Here is a 20,393-nt window from a genome sequence, read left to right on the forward strand (position 1 = left end):
GCAGGTTTGACAGTGTCATGGATCAGCCGATCCGACCGCAAGCCCAAAACAAAAAAGCCGCATGAAAACCCGAGGGTTCTCATGCGGCCTTGCGCACTAACTGTAGGAGCGAGCTCGCGATGGACCTGAGAGCAACGCGGGCATTCTGATGGCCCGCGTCATCGTTGACGACCATCGCGAGCAAGCTCGCTCCTACAGTTTTTTAAGCCTTGGCTGCCGGACGCTTGTCTTCAACCGTCCACTTGCCACCGTCGTAGTAAGCCTTCCAACCGGTTGGCTTACCGTCAACCTCGGTCTGCACGTACTGTTCCTTGGTCTTGCGACTGTAACGAATCACAGTCGGGAGGCCATCCGGATCTTTCTTCGGTGCTTCGCAGAGGAAGTGATACTTCGGATCGATCTCATCCTTGTGCGGGATGATTTCCATCACCAATGGAGCACGAGTCTCGCGGTTTTTCGGGAACTGGCTGGCCGCCAGGAACAGACCGGATGCACCGTCGCGCAGAATGTAGGTGTCGTTGACCTTTTCGCACTTCAGCTCAGGCATCTTCACCGGATCCATCTTCGGCGGCGCCGCATCACCACTCTTCAGCAGTTTGCGGGTGTTCTTGCAGGTGGCATTGGTGCAACCGAAGAACTTGCCGAAACGGCCGGTCTTGAGCTGCATCTCGCTACCGCACTTGTCGCACTCCAGGCTCGGACCTTCATAGCCCTTGATGCGATAGGTGCCCTCTTCGATTTCGTAGCCATCGCAATCCGGGTTGTTACCGCAGATGTGCAGCTTGCGCTTCTCATCGAGCAGGTAGGCGTCCATCGCCGTGCTGCAGATCGGGCAGCGATGCTTGCCACGCAACACCAGCGACTCCGACTCACCCTCGTCGTCCGCAGCGATTTCATCGCCCGGCACCAGGTTGACGGTGGCCTTGCAGCGCTCTTTCGGCGGCAGGCTGTAGCCCGAGCAACCGAGGAACACGCCGGTCGACGCGGTACGGATCTGCATCGGGCGACCGCAGGTGGTGCACGGAATGTCAGTCATGACGGGCTGATTGGCCCGCATGCCGTGTTCCGGGCTTTCGGCTACTTCGAGTTTCTTCTTGAAGTCGCCGTAGAACTCGTCGAGCACGTTTTTCCAGTCGCGTTCGCCCTGGGCCACGTCATCAAGATGCTCTTCCATACCGGCCGTGAAGCCGTAGTCCATCAGGTTGGAGAAGCTTTCGGCCAGACGCTCGGTGACGATGTCGCCCATCTTTTCCGAGTAGAAACGACGGTTGTGCAGCGCCACGTAGCCGCGGTCCTGAATGGTCGAAATGATCGCCGCGTAGGTCGAAGGACGACCGATGCCGCGTTTTTCCATTTCTTTTACCAGGCTGGCTTCCGAGTAACGCGCCGGCGGCTTGGTGAAGTGCTGGGTCGGATCAAGCTTGATCAGCTTCATCGCGTCGCCCTGGGCCATGTCCGGCAGCACGTCGTCATCGCCCGGCTTGGCGATTTGCGGCATGACGCGGGTGTAACCGTCGAACTTCAGGATGCGGCCCTTGGCGCGCAGCTCGAAGTCGCCGGCACCGACAGTGACCGTGGTCGACAGGTATTGCGCCGGCAGCATCTGGCAAGCGAGGAACTGGCGCCAGATGAGCTCGTAGAGGCGCTCAGCGTCACGCTCCATGCCCGACAGCTTGCTTGGCTCGGTATTGGCGTCGGACGGACGAATCGCTTCGTGAGCCTCTTGTGCGCCTTCCTTGCTGCTGTAGACGTTCGGGGTTTCCGGCAGGTATTTCTTGCCGAATTCGCCTTCAATATAGGCACGCGCCATCGCCACGGCATCAACCGAAAGGTTGGTGGAGTCGGTACGCATATAAGTGATGTAGCCAGCTTCGTAAAGACGCTGGGCCATCATCATGGTCTTCTTCACACCGAAGCCCAGGCGATTGCTTGCGGCTTGCTGCAAGGTGGACGTGATGAAGGGTGCCGACGGCTTGCTGCTGGTCGGTTTGTCTTCGCGCTTGACGATGCTGTAGCTGGAAGCCTTGAGCTTCTCCAGCGCGGCCATGGCCTGGGTTTCATTGAGCGGCTTGAAGGCTTCGCCTTTCTCGCGGGCCACGTCGAAGCGCACGGTCGCGCCTTTTGCGGTGCCGAGGTCAGCGTGAACTTCCCAGTACTCTTCCGGGATGAACGCGCGGATTTCACGTTCGCGCTCGACCACCAGCTTCACGGCAACCGACTGCACGCGACCGGCGGACAGACCGCGAGCGATCTTGGCCCACAGCAGCGGCGAAACCATGTAACCCACCACGCGGTCGAGGAAACGACGCGCCTGCTGGGCGTTGACGCGATCGATATCCAGCTCGCCTGGTTTCGAGAAGGCTTCCTGAATCGCCTTCTTGGTGATTTCGTTGAACACCACGCGCTTGTAGCGGGTATCGTCACCACCGATGGCTTCGCGCAGGTGCCAGGCAATGGCTTCCCCCTCGCGGTCCAAGTCGGTTGCGAGATAGATGGTGTCAGCATCCTTGGCGAGCCGGCGCAGCTCTTCGATGACTTTTTCCTTGCCCGGGAGGATCTCGTACTTGGCTTTCCAGCCATGATCCGGATCGACACCCATGCGCGCGACCAGCTGCTTGCGCGCTTTTTCTTTCGGCGACAGTGCCGGCGCTTCACCCGCAGCAGCCTTGCCGCGCTTGGCGGCTGGCTCTTTGCTGGCGCTAGCCGAACCGCTGGTGGGCAGGTCTCGGATATGGCCGATACTCGACTTCACCACGTATTCGTTGCCCAAATACTTGTTGATGGTCTTGGCCTTAGCCGGGGATTCCACAATGACCAGCGATTTGCCCATGGATCAGAAAATTCCTGAATTCGAGAAGTGAAAGGCGGTTGGCGCCTGACGCGGCACCGCTATATATAGTGGCTACAAGATGAGGTCAAGCGCAGGGCTCTGCGCGAACTCCCCTTATGGCTGCGGAAAAACGCTCGGTTCGGCCTGCACCAAAGCAAAGCGTGGCACCTGTTCGCCGTCAACCTCGACGGACTCCAGGAACATGCTCAAGGGACGCACCCAAAAGCCGTAATCGCCATACAGGGCTTGGTAGAAGACCACTTCTTCTTCGGTTTCCGAATGCCGCGCAACACTGAATACGCGGTACTGCGGACCTTTGTAATGTTGGTAGAGCCCAGGTTGTATCGGCATGCTTTGGCCCTCACTCAAATTTTTTCAAAATAAAAAAATAAATCCGGAAAAACAAAAACCGGGGCACTTGGCCCCGGCTTCCATCAACGAGACGCTTAAACGCGTTCGAAGACGGTGGAGATGCCTTGGCCGAGACCAATGCACATGGTGGCTACCCCGAAGGTACCGCCATTCTGCTTCATCACATTGAGCAAAGTGCCGGAGATACGCGCACCGGAGCAACCGAACGGGTGGCCCAGGGCGATCGCGCCGCCGTGCAGGTTAACCTTCTCGTTCATCTTGTCGAGTACTTTCAGATCTTTCAGCACTGGCAGGGCCTGTGCGGCGAAAGCTTCGTTGAGCTCGAAGAAGTCGATGTCGGAAATGCCCAGACCCGCGCGCTTCAGTGCTTTTTGTGTGGCCGGTACTGGACCATAGCCCATGATTGCCGGATCCACACCTGCCACTGCCATCGAACGAATCACCGCCAGAGGCTGGATACCCAGATCCTGTGCACGCTGCGCCGACATCACGATCATGCACGAGGCACCATCGGTGATCTGCGACGAGGTACCGGCTGTCACGGTGCCGCCCTTCGGATTGAACGCCGGCTTCAGAGCCGCCAGGCTTTCCAGGGTGGTTTCCGGACGAATGGTTTCGTCGTAGTCGAAGGTTTTCAGGAAACCGTTCTCGTCGTAGCCCTGCATCGGGATGATTTCGTCTTTGAACTTGCCTTCCACGGTCGCCTTGTGGGCGAGTTGGTGGGAGCGCACGCCGAAAGCGTCCTGTTGCTCGCGAGTGATGCCGTGCATCTTGCCCAGCATTTCCGCGGTCAGGCCCATCATGCCCGAGGCTTTCGCCGCGTACAGCGACATGTGCGGGTTCGGATCGACACCGTGCATCATGCTCACGTGCCCCATATGCTCGACGCCACCAACCACGAAAACGTCACCGTTGCCGGTCATGATCGCTTGCGCGGCAGTGTGCAGAGCGCTCATGGACGAGCCACACAGGCGGCTGACAGTCTGGCCGGCCGAAGTGTGCGGGATCTGGGTCATCAGCGACGCCATGCGCGCGATGTTCCAGCCCTGCTCCAGGGTCTGGTTCACACAGCCCCAGATCACGTCTTCGACTTCGTTCGGGTCGACCTTGACGTTACGTTCCAGCAGTTTGCTGATCAGGTGCGCCGACATGTCTTCGGCACGGGTGTTGCGGTGCATGCCGCCCTTGGAGCGGCCCATCGGAGTACGACCGAAGTCGACAATCACGACGTCTCTAGGATTCAAGCTCATAAGTTCACTCTCACTCTAGTTGGGGGCACTTAACCGAAGAAGCTCTGGCCGTTCTTGGCCATTTCGCGCAGCTTCGCGGTCGGGTGGTACAGCGCGCCCAAATCAGCGTACTGGTCAGCCAGGGCAACGAACTCTGCCACACCGATCGAATCGATGTAACGCAGCGCACCGCCACGGAATGGAGGGAAACCAATACCGTAGACCAGACCCATGTCGGCTTCGGCAGCGGTTTCGACGATGCCGTCTTCCAGGCAACGCACGGTTTCCAGGCACAGCGGGATCATCATCCAGTTGATGATGTCTTCGTCGGTGACTTCGCGCTGCTCGTAAACGATCGGCTTGAGCACTTCCAGTACCGAAGGATCGGCAACCTTCTTCTGCTTGCCTTTCTTGTCGGTCTCGTAGGCGTAGAAGCCCTTGCCGTTCTTCTGGCCCAGGCGCTTGGCTTCGTAGAGCACGTCAACGGCCGAGCGACGGTCGTCTTTCATGCGGTCCGGGAAGCCTTCAGCCATCACGTCACGACCGTGGTGACCGGTGTCGATGCCGACCACGTCCATCAGGTACGCCGGGCCCATAGGCCAGCCGAATTTTTCCATGATCTTGTCGATACGGACGAAGTCCACACCGGCGCTGACCAGCTTGGCGAAACCGCCGAAGTACGGGAACAGGACGCGGTTGACCAGGAAGCCCGGGCAGTCATTGACCACGATCGGGTTCTTGCCCATTTTCTTGGCGTAGGCAACGGTGGTGGCAACAGCCAGCTCGCTGGACTTCTCGCCACGGATCACTTCCACCAGCGGCATCATGTGCACCGGGTTGAAGAAGTGCATGCCGACGAAGTTTTCCGGACGCTTGAGGGCCTTGGCCAGCAAGGTGATGGAAATGGTCGAGGTGTTGGACGCCAGGATGGTGTCCTCCTTGACCTTGTCTTCAACTTCGGCCAGTACCGCTTGCTTGACCTTCGGGTTCTCGACGACCGCTTCGACCACCAGATCCACGTGACCGAAGTCGCCGTAAGACAGGGTTGGACGGATGCCGTTGAGCACTTCAGCCATTTTCGCGGCGGTCATGCGACCTTTATCAACGCGGCCGACCAGCAGTTTGGCGGCTTCGGCCAGACCCTGCTCGATACCGTGCTCGTTGATGTCCTTCATCAGGATCGGCGTGCCTTTGGAAGCCGACTGATAGGCGATACCGCCACCCATGATGCCGGCGCCCAGTACGGCGGCCTGCTTCACGTCCTTGGCGATTTCGTCGTAGGCCTTGGCCTTTTTCTTCAGTTCCTGATCGTTCAGGAACAAGCCGATCAGGCTCTGCGCGGCAGAGGTCTTGGCCAGTTTGACGAAACCTGCAGCTTCAATTTCCAGCGCCTTGTCGCGACCGAAGTTCGCGGCTTTCTGGATGGTCTTGATCGCTTCAACCGGCGCCGGGTAGTTCGGGCCAGCCTGGCCGGCCACGAAACCCTTGGCGGTTTCGAAAGCCATCATTTGTTCGATGGCGTTCAGCTTCAGCTTTTCCAGCTTCGGCTGGCGCTTGGCCTTGTAGTCGAACTCGCCGGAGATGGCGCGCTTGATCAGTTCCAGCGCGGCATCCTGCAGTTGCTCAGGAGCAACCACTGCGTCGACGGCGCCGACTTTCAGCGCGTCTTCAGGACGGTTTTCCTTGCCGGCGGCGATCCATTCGATGGCGTTGTCGGCACCGATCAGGCGCGGCAGGCGCACAGTACCGCCGAAGCCCGGGTAGATGCCCAGCTTGACTTCCGGCAGACCGATCTTGGCCTTGGTGGACATGACGCGGTAGTCCGCCGCCAGGCACATTTCCAGACCGCCACCCAACGCGATGCCATTGATCGCGGCGACGGTCGGGACGTTGAGGTCTTCGAAATCGCTGAAAATCTTGTTGGCTTCGAGGTTGCCAGCAACAAGTTCTGCATCCGGCAGCTTGAAGTTGTCGACAAATTCGGTGATGTCGGCGCCGACGATGAACACGTCCTTGCCACTGCTGACGATCACGCCCTTGATCGAAGCATCTGCCTTGATGGTGTCTACGGCCTGACGCAGTTCGTTCAGGGTTAGACGGTTGAACTTGTTGACGGACTCACCCTTGAGGTCGAACTTCAGTTCGACGATGCCACTTTCAAGAGCCTTAACCGTGATGGCTTTACCTTCGTAAATCATCAACTGATCTCCACGATATGGAAGCTGAACAGTACACGTCGGACGCAGGCGAACGGCTTGGCAGGGACGTTGATCGTCAATGCTACGCCCATTCCCCCGGCACACCCGCCAACGCGATAGTCGGGATTCTGTAGGAGCGGTCTGAAATACAAACGCTCAATTCATACGCCCGTTTGATTTGGGTGCGTCACCTTCACGGAATTTCCGACAATTGTCAATCGCCCGAAACATGGGTTGAAACGCGACTTTCCGGTCATATCCGTACTGCGAAGACCTTAAACACGCTTGAGCATGCAAGGTCATTCATAGAATCAATTGTTAGAAAGTTCGCCCTAATTCGCTGCAGCTCGTGTTTAACAAGCTACGCTGGCGGAACCCAGGGGAAAATTGTGAACGCTTTTGGCGAATGCCCAGCGTAAGATCAGCCAACACCGTTTTTACCGGCCTGCCTGGCCAACTCCAGCCCGATGATGAATGTCGGGCTTTTTATTGCCTGCGAAAAACACCTGCAGGAGCGAACCTGCTCGCGATGGACGTCAACGATGACGCGGGAAGCCTGGCACCCCGCGGCGCTCTCAGGTTCATCGCGAGCAGGCTCGCTCCTACAAGGGATCGGGGTTCAGGCGAGGGCTTTGAGGGTGGCGTCGATCTGCTGCAACACCTCGGCCCCGCCCTTCTCGCCCCAGTACAACGTGATCATTTGCTTGTCCGCCTCGACTTTGTAGACGTTGGCCGGCAATTTTTCGAAATGATCGAGCAGTGCCCTGTCTTCACAGATTTCCTGCCATTGATTGACCCAGACACCCGGTGATTTTTGCCAGTAACTCCAGCACGCCGGCTGATTGCCACGTCGAGGACGATGGTACTGGGCGCAGGGGCTCGGCGGCTCCTGGCTGAGCCAGTGCGGCCACTCCTGAGGCGCCAATTGCATGGCCAGCCCGATGCGTCGAGCCTCCATCCGCAAGGCGATGCGCCCGCTCTGAACTCGCGACGGCCGCAACCATGCCAGCGGACTCAGCACCACCAGCAGGATTGACACCACTATCCAGACCGTCATATCTGTACTCCCGAATTTGAATGAGCCCATTGTGTCACTTTGGAACCAATGCGCTTGAAACCAGCCATACTTACCAATATTGCATCCCTCAGGAGGAGCACCTCATGCCCTACAACCATATTCTGGTCGCTGTAGATCTGACCGAAGAGTGCGACCCTGTGATTCACCGCGCTCGCGAACTGTCGGTGAGCAACGGTGCGAAATTGTCGCTGGTGCACATTGTCGAGCCGATGGCGATGGCCTTCGGCGGCGACGTGCCGATGGACCTGTCACAACTGCAACAGCAGCAGTTCGATCAGGCCAAGGAGCGCCTTGACCGCTTGATCCTGAAATACCCGGAGCTCTCCAGGGAATACAGCCACCTGACCTACGGCCAGCCACGCCAGGAGATCCACCACCTGGCCAAGGAGCAAACCTGCGACCTGATCGTGGTGGGCAGCCATGGCCGGCATGGTCTGGCACTGTTGCTGGGCTCCACCGCCAATGACGTGCTGCATGGCGCGCCTTGCGATGTGCTGGCGGTGCGTCTGCAAAACAAAAGCTGACAACACACCCCTGTAGGAGCGAGCCTGCTCGCGATGAACCTGAGAGCGCCACGGGGTGTCAGGCTCCCCGCGTCATCGTTGACGACCATCGCGAGCAGGCTCGCTCCTACAGGGGGATTGCATTTCATATGAAAAGCCCGGCGTTCATCACTGAACGCCGGGCTTTTTTTTGTTACCGGGTCAATCAGGCATCCAGCTCGGCCCAACGCTCGACCATGATGTCGAGTTCAGCCTGCAACTGCTCCAATTGAGCAATCACCGCAGCCGTTTCGGCCGCCGGACGCTGATAGAAGCCGGCATCCGCCATCTGTGCTTCAACGGCGGCAATCTGCTGCTCCATGGCCTCGATCTGCCCCGGCAACGCCTCCAGTTCGCGCTGCAATTTGTAGCTGAGCTTTTTCTTCGCCACTGGCGCTTCGACAGCTGCCGCAACCGGCGCAGGCTCGGCCTTCACCACCGCGGAGTTCAGGTCGGCCTTGCCGGACTTGCTCTCGGTCACGCCCAGTAGACGCGGCGAGCCGCCCTGGCGCAGCCAGTCCTGGTAGCCACCGACGTACTCGCGAACCTTGCCTTCACCTTCGAAGACCAGGGTACTGGTGACCACGTTGTCGAGGAATGCCCGGTCGTGGCTGACCATCAGTACGGTGCCGTTGAAGGTCAGCAAGACCTCTTCCAGCAGCTCGAGGGTTTCGACGTCGAGGTCGTTGGTCGGTTCGTCGAGTACCAGCAGGTTCGCCGGCTTGCTGAACAGCTTGGCCAGCAACAGACGGGCACGCTCACCACCCGACAGCGCCTTGACTGGCGTGCGGGCACGCTGCGGGCTGAACAGGAAGTCGCCGAGGTAGCTCAGCACGTGGCGGCTCTGGCCGTCGATATCGATGAAGTCGCGACCTTCGGCCACGTTGTCGATCACGGTTTTTTCCAGATCCAGCTGATGGCGCAACTGGTCGAAGTAGGCGACATCGATCCGGGTGCCCTCTTCCACTTTGCCGCTGGTCGGCTGCAAGCCGCTGAGCATCAGCTTCAGCAGGGTGGTCTTGCCGGTACCGTTGGCGCCGAGCAGACCGATACGGTCGCCGCGCTGCAGCACCATGGAGAAGTCCTTGATCAGGAACGGACCGTCCGGGTGAGCGAAACTCACGTTATCGAGGACCATTACCTGCTTGCCGGACTTGTCGGCGGTTTCCAGCTGGATATTGGCCTTGCCGGTACGCTCACGACGCTCGCTGCGCTCGACACGCAAGGCTTTGAGCGCACGTACACGACCTTCGTTACGGGTGCGACGGGCCTTGATGCCCTGGCGAATCCACACTTCTTCCTGGGCCAGGCGCTTGTCGAACAGCGCGTTGGCGGTCTCCTCGGCCGCCAGTGCGGCTTCCTTGTGCACGAGGAAACTGGCGTAGTCGCCGTTCCAGTCGATCAGGCCGCCGCGATCCAGTTCGAGGATGCGGGTTGCCAGGTTCTGCAGGAAAGAACGGTCGTGCGTGATGAACAGCACGGCGCCCTGGAAATCCTTCAGCGCTTCTTCAAGCCAGGCGATGGCACCGATGTCCAGGTGGTTGGTCGGTTCGTCGAGCAGCAGCAGGTCCGGCTCGGACACCAGGGCCTGGGCCAGCAGGACGCGACGACGCCAGCCGCCGGACAACTCGGCGAGGGTCTTGTCGGCCGGCAGTTGCAGGCGGCTCAAGGTGCTGTCGACGAGGGTCTGCAAGCGCCAGCCATCGCGGGCTTCGAGGTCGTGCTGGACGTGCATCAGCTTGTCCAGATCGGCGTCAGTGACGATGTTCTGGCTCAGGTGGTGATATTCGGCGAGCAAGGCGCCAACGCCGTCCAGGCCTTCGGCCACCACGTCGAACACTGTCCGCTCGTCGGCCACCGGCAATTCTTGCGGCAATTCGCCGATCTTGAGCCCGGGTGCGCGCCAAACGGAGCCGTCATCGGGCTTCTGGTCGCCCTTGACGAGCTTCATCATGCTGGACTTGCCAGTGCCGTTGCGGCCGATGATGCACACCCGCTCACCACGGGCGATCTGCCAGGACACCTTGTCCAACAACGGCATAGCGCCGAAAGCAAGGGACACATCGCTGAATTTGAGCAGGGTCATGAGCTTCTCCAAAAACCGGGCGCGCATTCTACCTGACTTGAGGCTTCAGAAGGCCGGCAATTTCACTCTCGTAGCACTCTGCATGACAAATGTTGCGAACTGATGCGGGAAGACCCGCAAAGCTTTCACCGGCTGCTGGCAAAAGGCTAAGCTACAGACAATTCAGCGCGGGCCTGGCCCGCGCTTGTCATGATTTTTCTCTGCCCGGACGTCTCATGCGCAGTCGCCTTTTCAATCTTTTATCTGCTTTTTTACTGTCTGCCGCTGCCGTTCAATCCGCCCAGGCGGTGGACCTGTCCACCCAACGCCAGTATTACGATGAAGCCAAGCGCGCCCTGGCCAAGGGTGATAGCGGCCCGTATTTCCGTTACAGCCAGGCCCTCGCCGATTATCCGCTGGAACCCTACCTGGCGTACGACGAACTGACCGCGCGCCTGAAAACCGCGAGCAACGCCGAAATCGAGAAATTCCTCGCCGAACACGGCGACCTGCCCCAGGCCAACTGGATGAAGTTGCGTTGGTTGCGCTGGCTGGCGGAACGGGGCGACTGGGCGACCTTCGTCAAGTACTACGACCCGAAAATGAACTTCACCGAACTGGACTGCCTGAATGCGCAGTACCAGATCAGCCACAACCTCAAAGCCGAAGGTTACGCCAACACTGAAAAGCTCTGGCTGACCGGTAAATCCCAGCCCGAAGCCTGCGATGCCCTGTTCGGCATGTGGGCCGCCGATGGCCAGTTGACCGAGCAAAAGCGTTGGGAACGCGCCAAACTCGCCGCCCAGGCGCGCAACTATCCCCTGGCCAACAGCCTGATCAACGGCATGACCACCCTCGCCCCTCGCGGCCGCTTGCTGGTGGACGTGGCGCAGAAACCGGAACTGCTCAACCAGCCGTCACGCTTTACCCCGGCCGATGAAGCCATGTCCGACGTGGTCAGCCTCGGCCTGCGCCGCCTGGCTCGTCAGGACCCGGACAGGGCCATGAATCTGCTCGACGGTTACGCCAGCAGCATGCATTTCTCCCGGGATGAAAAAGTGGCGATCGCCCGGGAAATCGGGCTGACCCTCGCCAAACGTTTCGACAGTCGAGCCCTGGACGTCATGACCAAATACGATCCGGAACTGCGCGACAACACGGTTTCCGAATGGCGCTTGCGCCTGCTCCTGCGCCTGGCGCGCTGGGACGATGCCTATCAGTTGACCCGCCGCCTGCCCCAGGACCTGGCCACCACCAACCGCTGGCGTTACTGGCAGGCCCGCACCCTGGAGCTGGCGCAACCGCAGAACCCGGAAGCCCAGACCCTTTATCGAAGCGTGGCTCGTGAGCGCGACTTTTATGGGTTCCTCGCGGCGGATCGCTCGCAGTCCCCCTATTCGCTGAACAACAAGCCGCTGGTGATGAGCCAGGCGCTGATCAACAAAGTGCGCAACACCCCCGGCATACGTCGCGCCCTGGAGTTCCACGCTCGCGGGCAAATCGTCGACGGGCGCCGCGAGTGGTACCACGTCAGCCGTCACTTCAGCCGCGACGAAATGGTCGCCCAGGCCAAACTGGCCTACGACCTGAAATGGTACTTCCCGGCCATTCGCACCATCAGCCAGGCGCAGTACTGGGACGATCTGGATATCCGTTTCCCGATGGCCCACCGCAACACGCTGGTGCGTGAAGCGAAGAATCGCGGCCTGCATCCGAGCTGGGCGTTCGCCATCACTCGCCAGGAAAGCGCCTTCATGGAAGATGCCCGCTCCGGGGTCGGCGCCTCGGGCCTGATGCAACTGATGCCCGCCACCGCCAAGGAAACCGCACGCAAGTTCAGCATTCCCTATAGCTCGCCACAGCAACTGTTCAACCCGGACAAGAACATCCAGCTCGGCGCCGCATACCTGAGCCAGGTGCACAGCCAGTTCAACGGCAACCGCGTCCTCGCCTCCGCCGCCTACAACGCCGGCCCGGGCCGAGTGCGCCAATGGCTGCGCGGTGCGGACCACCTGAGTTTCGACGTGTGGGTGGAAAGCATTCCGTTCGACGAAACCCGCCAGTACGTGCAAAACGTGCTGTCGTATTCGGTGATCTATGGCGAGAAGCTCAACTCACCGCAGCCAATCGTGGATTGGCATGAGCGGTATTTCGACGATCAATGATTCAAATCGACCCTCAAAAAAAGCCCGCATCTCAGATGCGGGCTTTTTTGTTGCTCAGAATTTCTTTGCCGACTTGAGTCGTGCGAAGACCTGTTTTCCAAGCTGGGTCAGGCGATACTTTTGTGCCGGACTACTTGGCGACTCAGGATGGGTCATCTCTATCCATTCGACCGCTAATGCAGGCCTGAGATAGTTAGCCCGAAAGGTCGCCCTGTGCACCAATCCGATGTCAGCCATCAATTCGCTGATCTTTCGCGGACCGTTAAGATGCAGTGCAGAAAGCAACTTCTCTACTGGGTCGGTTACTGGGTCGGTTACTGGGTCGATTTCTGGCTCACCCCGTACCGCCTCCGATAGTGCAAGGCTCATGGCTTGCAACATGAACTCTACGAAAGGCGTTGATTCCGCCAAATGATCGGCCGCCGACAATGCCGCGTAGTACGCCTCCTGCTGATCCCGAATCACGGCCTCAACCGGCAAATAAGATAATACCGGGCGCCACTGACTGAGTATCAGGGTTTGCCAAAGGCGTCCCATACGTCCGTTACCGTCAGCGAAGGGATGGATGAACTCAAATTCATAATGAAAGACGCAGCTGGTAATCAGCGGATGCCAGTCCGAGGCACCAAGCCACGCCAACAAGTCATCAATCAAGTGCACAACGCGACTCGGCGGCGGCGCCATATGGATCAACTTATCGCCACGATAGATACCCACGCCGGTTCGACGAAACTGCCCGCATTCATCAATCAATCCGCCCATCAGCAATTCATGGGCACGCAGTAAATCGGTCCGGCTGCTTGGCTGCCAATCAGGCATGGCTTCGTATGCAGCAAACGCATTTCGTACTTCCTGGATTTCCCGAGGCAACCCCAGCACACGCTGCCCTGCCAGAACGGCAGTCACCTGCTCGATGCTCAGCGTATTGTTTTCGATGGCCAAAGAAGCCTGAATCGTTCGAATCCGATTGCCACGACGTAACTGAGGTGTCTGCAGGCGTTCGTCCATAGCCGTAAGCTGACCGATCTGTTCGCTGATATCGGCGATCAGCGACAACATTTTCGTCGTCAAGGTCAACGGTGGTTGATAACGGCTCATATCCTCATCCGGGCTCATAACAGAGGACGACATAATGCCCGAACCGGGCGTCATTCATCAGTAGTCATTCATGCCGCTTCATGTCCATCACTGAACTGCAACGCCGCCAACCGCGCATACAACGCATTGCTGGCAATCAGCTCCAGATGCGTGCCCACCGCCACCAGTTTCCCCTGGTCCATCACCGCAATTCGGTCGGCGTTTTTCACCGTGGCCAGGCGATGGGCGATCACCAGGGTGGTCCGGTTTTTCATCAGTGTCGGCAGCGCCTGCTGGATCAGGTGTTCGCTTTGGGCGTCGAGGGCGCTGGTGGCTTCGTCCAGGAGCAGGATCGGCGCGTCCACCAGCAACGCACGGGCAATGGCCAGGCGTTGGCGCTGGCCGCCGGACAAGCCGAGACCACCGTCCCCCAGATGAGTCTGGTAACCATTGGGCATGGCTTCGATAAAGTCATGGGCGTAAGCGACTTTTGCCGCTTCCTGTACCTCGGCCAACGTCGCCTGCGGATTGCCGTAGCGAATGTTTTCTTCAATGCTGCCGAAAAACAGCGCCGGGGTTTGCGACACCAGGGCAAAACAGCGACGCAGGTCCAGCGGGTCGAGTTGAGTCAACGGCACGCCATCGAGCAGGATGCGCCCCTCGGCCGGGTCGTAAAAACGCAGCAGCAAGTCATACACCGTGGATTTTCCGGCCCCCGATGGCCCGACCAGCGCCAGCGTCTCACCGGCATTGACGGTCAGGCTCAACCCGTCGACAGCATAATTTTCCGGCCGCGACGGGTAGGAAAAACGCACATTGTGCAGTTGTAGTTGGCCATTGACCCGCTCCGGCAGCTTCACCGCGTCCGCCACCGGCGGCAGGATGATGTTTTCCGAACGCAGCAACTCGGCAATCCGCTCGGCCGCGCCGGCTGCCCGCTGCAACTCGCCAATCACTTCGCTCAACGTGCCGAACGCGCTGCCGACAATCAGGCTGTAGAACACGAACGCCGCCAGCTCGCCAGCGGAAATTCGCCCGGCGATGACGTCCATGCCACCAACCCAGAGCATCACCCCGACGGCACCCAAGACCAACACGATCACCAGGGTAATCAGCCAGGCCCGCTGGAAGATGCGCTTGCGCGCGGTGTTGAACGCCTCTTCCACCGTCACGGCAAACCGTCGCTCGTCCTGGGCCTGATGGTTGTAGGCCTGCACGGTCTTGATCTGCCCCAGGGTTTCGGACACATAACTGCCGATATCGGCAATCCGGTCCTGACTCAGGCGTGAGAGGTTACGCACCCGGCGTCCGAAAATCAGGATCGGCGCGATCACCAGGGGCAAGGCAACCACCACGATGCTGGTGAGTTTGGGGTTAGTGATGAACAGCAGGACGATCCCACCGATCACCATCAGCAAATTGCGCAGGAACAATGACAGCGAAGAACCGATGACCGATTGCAACAGCGTGGTGTCGGCGGTCAGGCGGGACTGGATTTCCGAGCTGCGATTGTCTTCGTAAAACCCCGGGTGCAGGTAAATCAGATGATTGAACACGTTGCGGCGGATATCGGCGACGCAGCGCTCGCCGATCCACGACACCAGGTAAAACCGTGCAAAGGTTCCGATCGCCAATCCCGCCACCAGTAACATGAACAGACCGATGGACTGATTGAGCAGATGCGGTGACTGGGTCATGAACCCCTCGTCCACCAGCAGGCGGATGCCTTGCCCCATGGACAAGGTGATGCCAGCGGTGACGATCAGCGCCAGCAAGGCGCCAAAGGCCTGCCAGCGATATGGCGCGATGAAGCGACTGGCCAGGCGAATGGCACGGCGGTGACGGGCAGAGAGCATCGTAATCATCCTGGACAAGGCAATCATTAGGGTCAGCCTATACCGCTCAATGGGGTGGCTTGCTGCAAATCACAATGAGTCGGGTTAATTATGTCCGCCAACACTAGAGGCTAGACGCTATTGGTCTAAAGTTCGGGTAGCCACGTGGTGGCATTTCTGGTGGACTGGTTCTGCCCCCCAGGAAAGATCGCAGGGAGTTGTCATAGCCCGGTCACCTGGCGGTTCTACAGTAAGCACACAACCTGATGAGGAGACAGGCCATGTCCTTGCAACACAGCAGCGATGACAAGATTCAAGTGATCCGCACGCAACCAGACCAGTCTCTGGGTTGCTCGATTATTGACGAGCAGGGTCGCGAAGTACCGATCACTGAAGAAATGATCCAGAAAGCTTGCAGCGAACTGGATAAGCGATTGGTCAAACCTGCCAAACAAAAGTGATATAGCCACCGTCTTCTTGACCCGGCCCATTGTTGGCCGGGTTTTTTATGGGCGCCTGTCCGGACATTGTGGGGCGCCCTTCGCGGTCTATCAGACTGCCGTTGCCCCCAACGCCGCCACAATCCTCTGCAACTCAGGCGCATCCCCCTCGATCCGCACCTGCAATCCGTCGATCTCTCGACGCGAAGGATAATTCTTGCGCAACGCATCAAATGCCGCTCGCTGTTCGCTGACACTGCCGACAAGGCTGCGACGGAAGTCCGCATCGTCACGTCGCGGGTCATACACGCCACGGCACAGCATCGCCAACGCCCAGGCCGGGTCACTTTGCGCATTGAGGGTCACGTGCGACAGCCACGGCGCCGGCAGCAAATCGCCCAGGCTGACCCGGGCTGGCTGCCCAAGGAAATCGCAATAGGCCTGATAAATCTGCGCGGTGCCCCGCTGCTTGCCGTCGAGGCTGTAGCCGGCAATGTGTGGCGTTGCCAGCACGCAGAGTTCGGCCAGCGCCACGTCGACTTCAGGTTCGCCTTCCCAGACATCGAGCACCGCTTGCAGGTCTTCGCGCTCCAGCAGCACGTCGCGCAGTGCTGCATTGTTGACCACCGGCCCGCGACTGGCATTAATCAGCCAGGTGCCGGACCTGAGCTGGTTCAGGTGTTTTTCATCGAACAAATGCCAGGTCGATTGCTGACCCTGTTTAGTCAATGGCGTGTGCAGACTGATGACGTCGCACTCGTCGATGATCTGCTCGAGGCTGACGTAGTCTCCACCTTCCGCAGTTTGCCGTGGCGGATCGCACACCAGCACCTTCCAGCCCAGGCCTTGCAATACCTTGACCAGGCGTCCACCCACTTCGCCGGCACCGACCACGCCGTAGGTACGCCGGGTCAGGTCGACACCCTCGATTTCGGCCAGGGTCAGCAGACTGCCGAGCACATAGTCGACCACACCACGGGCATTGCAGCCCGGCGCGCTGGACCAGGTAATACCGGCCTGCTGAAAGTAATTCAGGTCCAGATGATCGGTGCCGATGGTGCACGTACCGACAAAGCGCACCTTGCTGCCCTCGAGCAGCGCGCGATTGACGTTGGTCACCGAGCGCACCAACAGCACATCGGCCTGCTCGACCGTGGCACGGTCGATGGCGCGACCCGGTACCCGGCGGATTTCACCGAAGCCTTCGAAGAAGGCATCGAGCAGAGGGATATTTTCGTCGGCAACAATCAGCATGGCAGGCTCCTTTGGCGGGTTGGCAGTGTAGGCGCAGAATTCATCTCTGTGTAGGAGCGAGCATGCTCGCGATGAGCGTTAACGATAACGAGGGCTGCCTGAATGAACGCGGTGCCCTCACATTCATCGCGAGCGAGCTCGCTCCTACAGGGAGAGCGGAGCGATTACAAATACCCAACACAGTCTTTTCCTGACCGAAGCGTCAACGCGTAGAATGCGCAGCCCTGCGCATCAAAACCTCTGGACGCTTCGCTTGTGAATTCCGTGACTGACACTACCGCCGCCCCACGCACGACCCCGGTTCGCCTGGAACTCAAAGGCCTGCTCGGCCTGGCCCTGCCGATCATGATCGCGCAACTGGCCACCACGGCCATGGGCTTCGTCGATGCGGTGATGGCCGGCCGCGTCAGCCCACGGGACCTGGCATCGGTGGCCCTGGGCAACTCGATCTGGATTCCGGTCTACCTGTTGATGTCCGGCGTCCTGCTGGCAACCACACCCAAGGTCGCGCAACGCTTTGGCGCCGGGCAGTTTGACGAAATCGGCCCGCTGGTACGCCAGGCGCTGTGGCTCGCATTGTGTGTCGGGTTGATCGGCAGCGGCCTGTTGCTCGGCGCCGAGCCGATCCTGCACTGGATGAAAGTCGATCCGCAATTGATCGAGCCGAGCATGGGTTACCTGCACGGGATCGCCTTCGGCTTGCCGGGCATGGCGTTCTATTACGTGCTGCGCTGCTACAGCGATGGCATGGGTCGGACCCGTCCGAGCATGGTCATCGGCTTGTGCGGCCTACTGCTGAACATCCCGCTGAACTACACGTTGATCTATGGCCATTTCGGCGCACCGGCCCTGGGCGGCGTCGGTTGCGGCTGGGCCAGCGGCATCGTGATGTGGTTCATGGCGTTGAGCATGGCCGGCTGGACCTTCTGGGCCCCGTTCTATGCCCGCACCCGTGTACTGGTGCGCTTCGACCGGCCGAAATGGGCCGTGATCAAGCGCCTGGTCAGCATTGGCCTGCCGATCGGTATCGCCGTATTCGCCGAGTCCAGCATCTTCGCGGTCATCGCCCTGTTGATCGGCAGTCTCGGCTCCACCGTGGTGGCCGGGCATCAAATCGCCCTGAATATCAGCTCGTTGCTGTTCATGATTCCTTATTCGCTGGGCATGGCGGTGACCGTGCGGGTCGGCCAGGCACTGGGGGCCGGCAATCCCTGGCAGGCGCGCTTCGCGGCGAAGGTCGGGCTCGGCGCGGCACTGGTGTTCGCGGCGTTCTCGGCGGCACTGATCCTGCTCCTGCGCGAACCTATCGCCTCGATCTACACGCCTGACAAGGCCGTGATCCAGATTGCGTCGATGTTGATTGTGTATGCCGCGCTGTATCAGTTTTCCGATGCCATCCAGGTGATCTGCGCCGGCGCGCTGCGTGGGTACCAGGACACCCGGGTGACGATGATCCTGACCTTGTTCGCCTATTGGGGCATCGGCCTGCCGGTCGGCTACGTGCTGGGACTGACCGATTGGTTCGGTCCGGCCAGCGGCCCGAGCGGGCTGTGGGAAGGGTTGATTGCCGGTTTGAGCTGTGCGGCGCTGATGCTGTCGATCCGACTGACGCTCAGTGCGCGCCGGCGGATTCGTAACAGCCAGGGTTGATCGCCACAACCCTGCAGGAGCGAGCTTGCTCGCGAAGGTCGTGAACGATAACGCGCGAAAACCAGATGCCCAACGGCGCCTTCGTTATTTTCGCGAGCAAGCTCGTTCCTACAGGGGGGTTGTTGGTTAAACAGACTTCTTGCGAATCCAGTAGAGGTAGGTGCCCTCATCTTCGTGCTGTGCCACCAGTTCATGGTCGAGAAACACACAGAACTTGGGAATGTCGCGACGGGTCGACGGGTCGGTGGCGATCACTTTGAGCAGGCCGCCGGGCACCAGATCACGGATGTGTTGATGCAGCATCATCACCGGCTCGGGGCAATTGAGGCCAGTGGCGTCGAGGGTGCCGTCTACCGGCGTATCAAGCATTTCACTCATGATTCACTCCTGAAGCTGGCCGGCATTGTCGCGCATTGCCGGGTGTAACGTCATCTGTGGCATTACGCCGCCCCCTTGTAGGAGCGAGCCTGCTCGCGATGATCGTTAACGATAACGCTGGATGCCTGACACCCCAATGCGCTCTCAGGTCCATCGCGAGCAGGCTCGCTCCTACAGGGGATTGCGGTGTTTCAGCGGGACTTGGGTTTCTTCACGTCCAGTCGACGCAAATGGCAAGTCACTTCCTCGCGGTCGTGGTACAGCTGCTTGCAGCCAATCTCGACCTTGATACCCCGGGCCTTGAAGCCATCGGCAATGCGCTCGAGCAAACGCTTCACTTCGGCATAGCGCTGTTTCATCGGCAGCTTGAGATTGACCACCGCCTCGCGGCAATGGCCGTCGCCGATCCACTCTTCCAGCATCGCGGCGTTGCGCGCCGGCTTCTCGACGATGTCGCAGACCATCCAGTCCACCGGTTGCTTGGGCTTGAAGGTGAAACCGTCAGCCATCAAGTGCTGCACCAGACCGGTGTCCATCAGGCTTTCGGCCATCGGGCCGTTGTCGATGGCCGTGACCAGCATGCCACGGTTGACCAGTTGCCAGGTCCAGCCACCAGGGGCGGCCCCCAAGTCAACGCCGGTCATGTCGCCATGCAGGCGCTCGTCCCACTGGTCGCGCGGGATGAAGTGGTGCCAGGCCTCTTCCAGCTTCAGGGTCGAGCGGCTCGGCGCCTCGCGGGGGAACTTCAAACGGGGAATGCCCATCGGCCACATCGCCGAGTTGTTCGACTCCGCCAGGCCCATGAACACTTCACGACCGCTCTTGAACGTCAGCAGCAAACGCGGTTTGTGGGCATCTTCCACCAGCTTGCCGGCCGCCATCAGCGCCTTGCGCAGGTGCACTTCGAATTTCTTGCAGAAGTTCGACAGTTCCTTGCCGTCGTTGGTGTCGACCATTTCCAGCCACAGGCTGCCGCACAGCGGAAAGTCCGCCATGTGGGCGAGGATCACACTGATGCGGTCGGTTTCCGGCAGATCGATGAAAATCCCCCGGGCCCACTGGCGCGGGAAGATCAGCTCGGCAAAACGCTGCCCGCGCATCAGGCGCTCGGCGCCGTCTTCTTCGGTGCAGACAAACTCGGCGCAGGCAGTTGCCGCCTTGGCCTTGGCATAACCGGCCACGTTCAAGCGCGCGGCGAGGTCGGAAATCTCGGAACAGACTTCGCCTTCGAAGCCCGGCCGGCAATGCATAAAGAGGGTGTTCATTAATACTCCTGGACC

At 59.8% G+C, this 20,393-nt stretch carries 15 protein-coding genes and 1 pseudogene; 4 read left to right on the forward strand and 12 right to left on the reverse strand.

The features are described 5' to 3' along the window. Positions 1-202 precede the first annotated feature (202 nt). From topA to KW840_RS18205, 5 genes are all read right to left on the reverse strand, one after another. The gene (topA, locus tag KW840_RS18185; RefSeq protein ID WP_218496699.1) at positions 203-2,830 is read right to left on the reverse strand and encodes a type I DNA topoisomerase; all 2,628 of its coding nucleotides are present in this window, start codon (positions 2,828-2,830) and stop codon (positions 203-205) included. A gap of 114 nt (positions 2,831-2,944) precedes the next feature. Further along, on the reverse strand, positions 2,945-3,181 hold the full coding sequence (locus KW840_RS18190; RefSeq protein WP_057715655.1) for a DUF1653 domain-containing protein: 237 nt from the start codon (positions 3,179-3,181) through the stop codon (positions 2,945-2,947). Positions 3,182-3,276: 95 nt separating this feature from the next. Continuing rightward, positions 3,277-4,452 carry an acetyl-CoA C-acyltransferase FadA gene (fadA, locus tag KW840_RS18195; RefSeq protein ID WP_008023006.1) on the reverse strand — a complete coding sequence of 392 codons (1,176 nt, stop codon included), beginning with the start codon at positions 4,450-4,452 and terminating at the stop codon, positions 3,277-3,279. 29 nt (positions 4,453-4,481) lie between these two features. Beyond that, on the reverse strand, positions 4,482-6,629 hold the full coding sequence (gene fadB, locus KW840_RS18200; RefSeq protein WP_057715656.1) for a fatty acid oxidation complex subunit alpha FadB: 2,148 nt from the start codon (positions 6,627-6,629) through the stop codon (positions 4,482-4,484). Positions 6,630-7,248: 619 nt separating this feature from the next. Next, positions 7,249-7,686 (reverse strand): hypothetical protein, encoded by a 438-nt coding sequence (locus tag KW840_RS18205; protein WP_218496701.1) that lies wholly within the window; start codon positions 7,684-7,686, stop codon positions 7,249-7,251. A 104-nt stretch (positions 7,687-7,790) separates the two neighbouring features. Between KW840_RS18205 and KW840_RS18210 the strand changes: the two genes are divergently transcribed. Continuing rightward, positions 7,791-8,231 (forward strand): universal stress protein, encoded by a 441-nt coding sequence (locus KW840_RS18210; RefSeq protein ID WP_046041383.1) that lies wholly within the window; start codon positions 7,791-7,793, stop codon positions 8,229-8,231. Here KW840_RS18210 and KW840_RS29035 read toward each other — a convergent pair. Continuing rightward, positions 8,225-8,359: pseudogene (locus KW840_RS29035) on the reverse strand (outer membrane lipoprotein carrier protein LolA); the annotation flags it as partial. The gene KW840_RS18210 and the pseudogene KW840_RS29035 sit on opposite strands and share 7 nt — an antisense overlap. Positions 8,360-8,415: 56 nt before the next feature. Then, positions 8,416-10,335, reverse strand: a complete 1,920-nt coding sequence (locus KW840_RS18215) for an ATP-binding cassette domain-containing protein (RefSeq protein ID WP_008022990.1) — start codon at positions 10,333-10,335, stop codon at positions 8,416-8,418. A gap of 215 nt (positions 10,336-10,550) precedes the next feature. Here KW840_RS18215 and KW840_RS18220 point away from each other — a divergent pair, with 215 nt between their 5' ends. Continuing rightward, entirely contained in the window at positions 10,551-12,479 is a 1,929-nt protein-coding gene (locus KW840_RS18220) for a transglycosylase SLT domain-containing protein (protein ID WP_057715658.1), read from the forward strand. 54 nt (positions 12,480-12,533) lie between these two features. Here the strand turns inward: KW840_RS18220 and KW840_RS18225 are convergent, their stop codons facing one another. Next, positions 12,534-13,577, reverse strand: a complete 1,044-nt coding sequence (locus KW840_RS18225) for a Fic family protein (protein ID WP_154946515.1) — start codon at positions 13,575-13,577, stop codon at positions 12,534-12,536. Positions 13,578-13,645: 68 nt separating this feature from the next. Further along, the gene (locus KW840_RS18230) at positions 13,646-15,421 is read right to left on the reverse strand and encodes an ABC transporter transmembrane domain-containing protein (RefSeq protein ID WP_218496888.1); all 1,776 of its coding nucleotides are present in this window, start codon (positions 15,419-15,421) and stop codon (positions 13,646-13,648) included. 251 nt (positions 15,422-15,672) lie between these two features. Between KW840_RS18230 and KW840_RS18235 the strand changes: the two genes are divergently transcribed. Further along, positions 15,673-15,852, forward strand: a complete 180-nt coding sequence (locus KW840_RS18235) for a PA1571 family protein (protein WP_057715660.1) — start codon at positions 15,673-15,675, stop codon at positions 15,850-15,852. A gap of 90 nt (positions 15,853-15,942) precedes the next feature. Here the strand turns inward: KW840_RS18235 and pdxB are convergent, their stop codons facing one another. Next, a complete protein-coding gene (gene pdxB / locus KW840_RS18240; protein ID WP_057715661.1) occupies positions 15,943-17,085 on the reverse strand; it encodes a 4-phosphoerythronate dehydrogenase PdxB in 1,143 nt (380 codons plus the stop codon). Between the two features lie 255 nt (positions 17,086-17,340). Between pdxB and KW840_RS18245 the strand changes: the two genes are divergently transcribed. Next, the gene (locus tag KW840_RS18245) at positions 17,341-18,735 is read left to right on the forward strand and encodes an MATE family efflux transporter (RefSeq protein ID WP_057715662.1); all 1,395 of its coding nucleotides are present in this window, start codon (positions 17,341-17,343) and stop codon (positions 18,733-18,735) included. Between the two features lie 126 nt (positions 18,736-18,861). Here KW840_RS18245 and tusA read toward each other — a convergent pair whose 3' ends face one another. Both tusA and rlmM read right to left on the reverse strand, forming a co-directional pair. Beyond that, positions 18,862-19,113 (reverse strand): sulfurtransferase TusA, encoded by a 252-nt coding sequence (gene tusA, locus KW840_RS18250; RefSeq protein ID WP_056721984.1) that lies wholly within the window; start codon positions 19,111-19,113, stop codon positions 18,862-18,864. A 191-nt stretch (positions 19,114-19,304) separates the two neighbouring features. Continuing rightward, positions 19,305-20,378, reverse strand: a complete 1,074-nt coding sequence (gene rlmM / locus KW840_RS18255; RefSeq protein WP_057715663.1) for a 23S rRNA (cytidine(2498)-2'-O)-methyltransferase RlmM — start codon at positions 20,376-20,378, stop codon at positions 19,305-19,307. Positions 20,379-20,393: the final 15 nt, after the last annotated feature.

This window comes from Pseudomonas sp. PDM30, assembly GCF_019218985.1.
Lineage (GTDB): Bacteria > Pseudomonadota > Gammaproteobacteria > Pseudomonadales > Pseudomonadaceae > Aquipseudomonas > Aquipseudomonas jessenii.

What these genes read in the sequence shown, in the direction of transcription:
- KW840_RS18215 (WP_008022990.1), bottom strand. Translation starts at nt 10,335, where the DNA reads ATGACCCTGCTCAAATTCAGCGATGTGTCCCTTGCTTTCGGCGCTATG.
- rlmM (WP_057715663.1), bottom strand. Translation starts at nt 20,378, where the DNA reads ATGAACACCCTCTTTATGCATTGCCGGCCGGGCTTCGAAGGCGAAGTC.
- KW840_RS18205 (WP_218496701.1), bottom strand. Translation starts at nt 7,686, where the DNA reads ATGACGGTCTGGATAGTGGTGTCAATCCTGCTGGTGGTGCTGAGTCCG.
- KW840_RS18220 (WP_057715658.1), top strand. Translation starts at nt 10,551, where the DNA reads ATGCGCAGTCGCCTTTTCAATCTTTTATCTGCTTTTTTACTGTCTGCC.
- topA (WP_218496699.1), bottom strand. Translation starts at nt 2,830, where the DNA reads ATGGGCAAATCGCTGGTCATTGTGGAATCCCCGGCTAAGGCCAAGACC.
- KW840_RS18190 (WP_057715655.1), bottom strand. Translation starts at nt 3,181, where the DNA reads ATGCCGATACAACCTGGGCTCTACCAACATTACAAAGGTCCGCAGTAC.
- KW840_RS18225 (WP_154946515.1), bottom strand. Translation starts at nt 13,577, where the DNA reads ATGAGCCGTTATCAACCACCGTTGACCTTGACGACGAAAATGTTGTCG.
- pdxB (WP_057715661.1), bottom strand. Translation starts at nt 17,085, where the DNA reads ATGCTGATTGTTGCCGACGAAAATATCCCTCTGCTCGATGCCTTCTTC.
- KW840_RS18230 (WP_218496888.1), bottom strand. Translation starts at nt 15,421, where the DNA reads ATGATTACGATGCTCTCTGCCCGTCACCGCCGTGCCATTCGCCTGGCC.
- tusA (WP_056721984.1), bottom strand. Translation starts at nt 19,113, where the DNA reads ATGAGTGAAATGCTTGATACGCCGGTAGACGGCACCCTCGACGCCACT.
- fadA (WP_008023006.1), bottom strand. Translation starts at nt 4,452, where the DNA reads ATGAGCTTGAATCCTAGAGACGTCGTGATTGTCGACTTCGGTCGTACT.
- KW840_RS18210 (WP_046041383.1), top strand. Translation starts at nt 7,791, where the DNA reads ATGCCCTACAACCATATTCTGGTCGCTGTAGATCTGACCGAAGAGTGC.
- KW840_RS18235 (WP_057715660.1), top strand. Translation starts at nt 15,673, where the DNA reads ATGTCCTTGCAACACAGCAGCGATGACAAGATTCAAGTGATCCGCACG.
- fadB (WP_057715656.1), bottom strand. Translation starts at nt 6,629, where the DNA reads ATGATTTACGAAGGTAAAGCCATCACGGTTAAGGCTCTTGAAAGTGGC.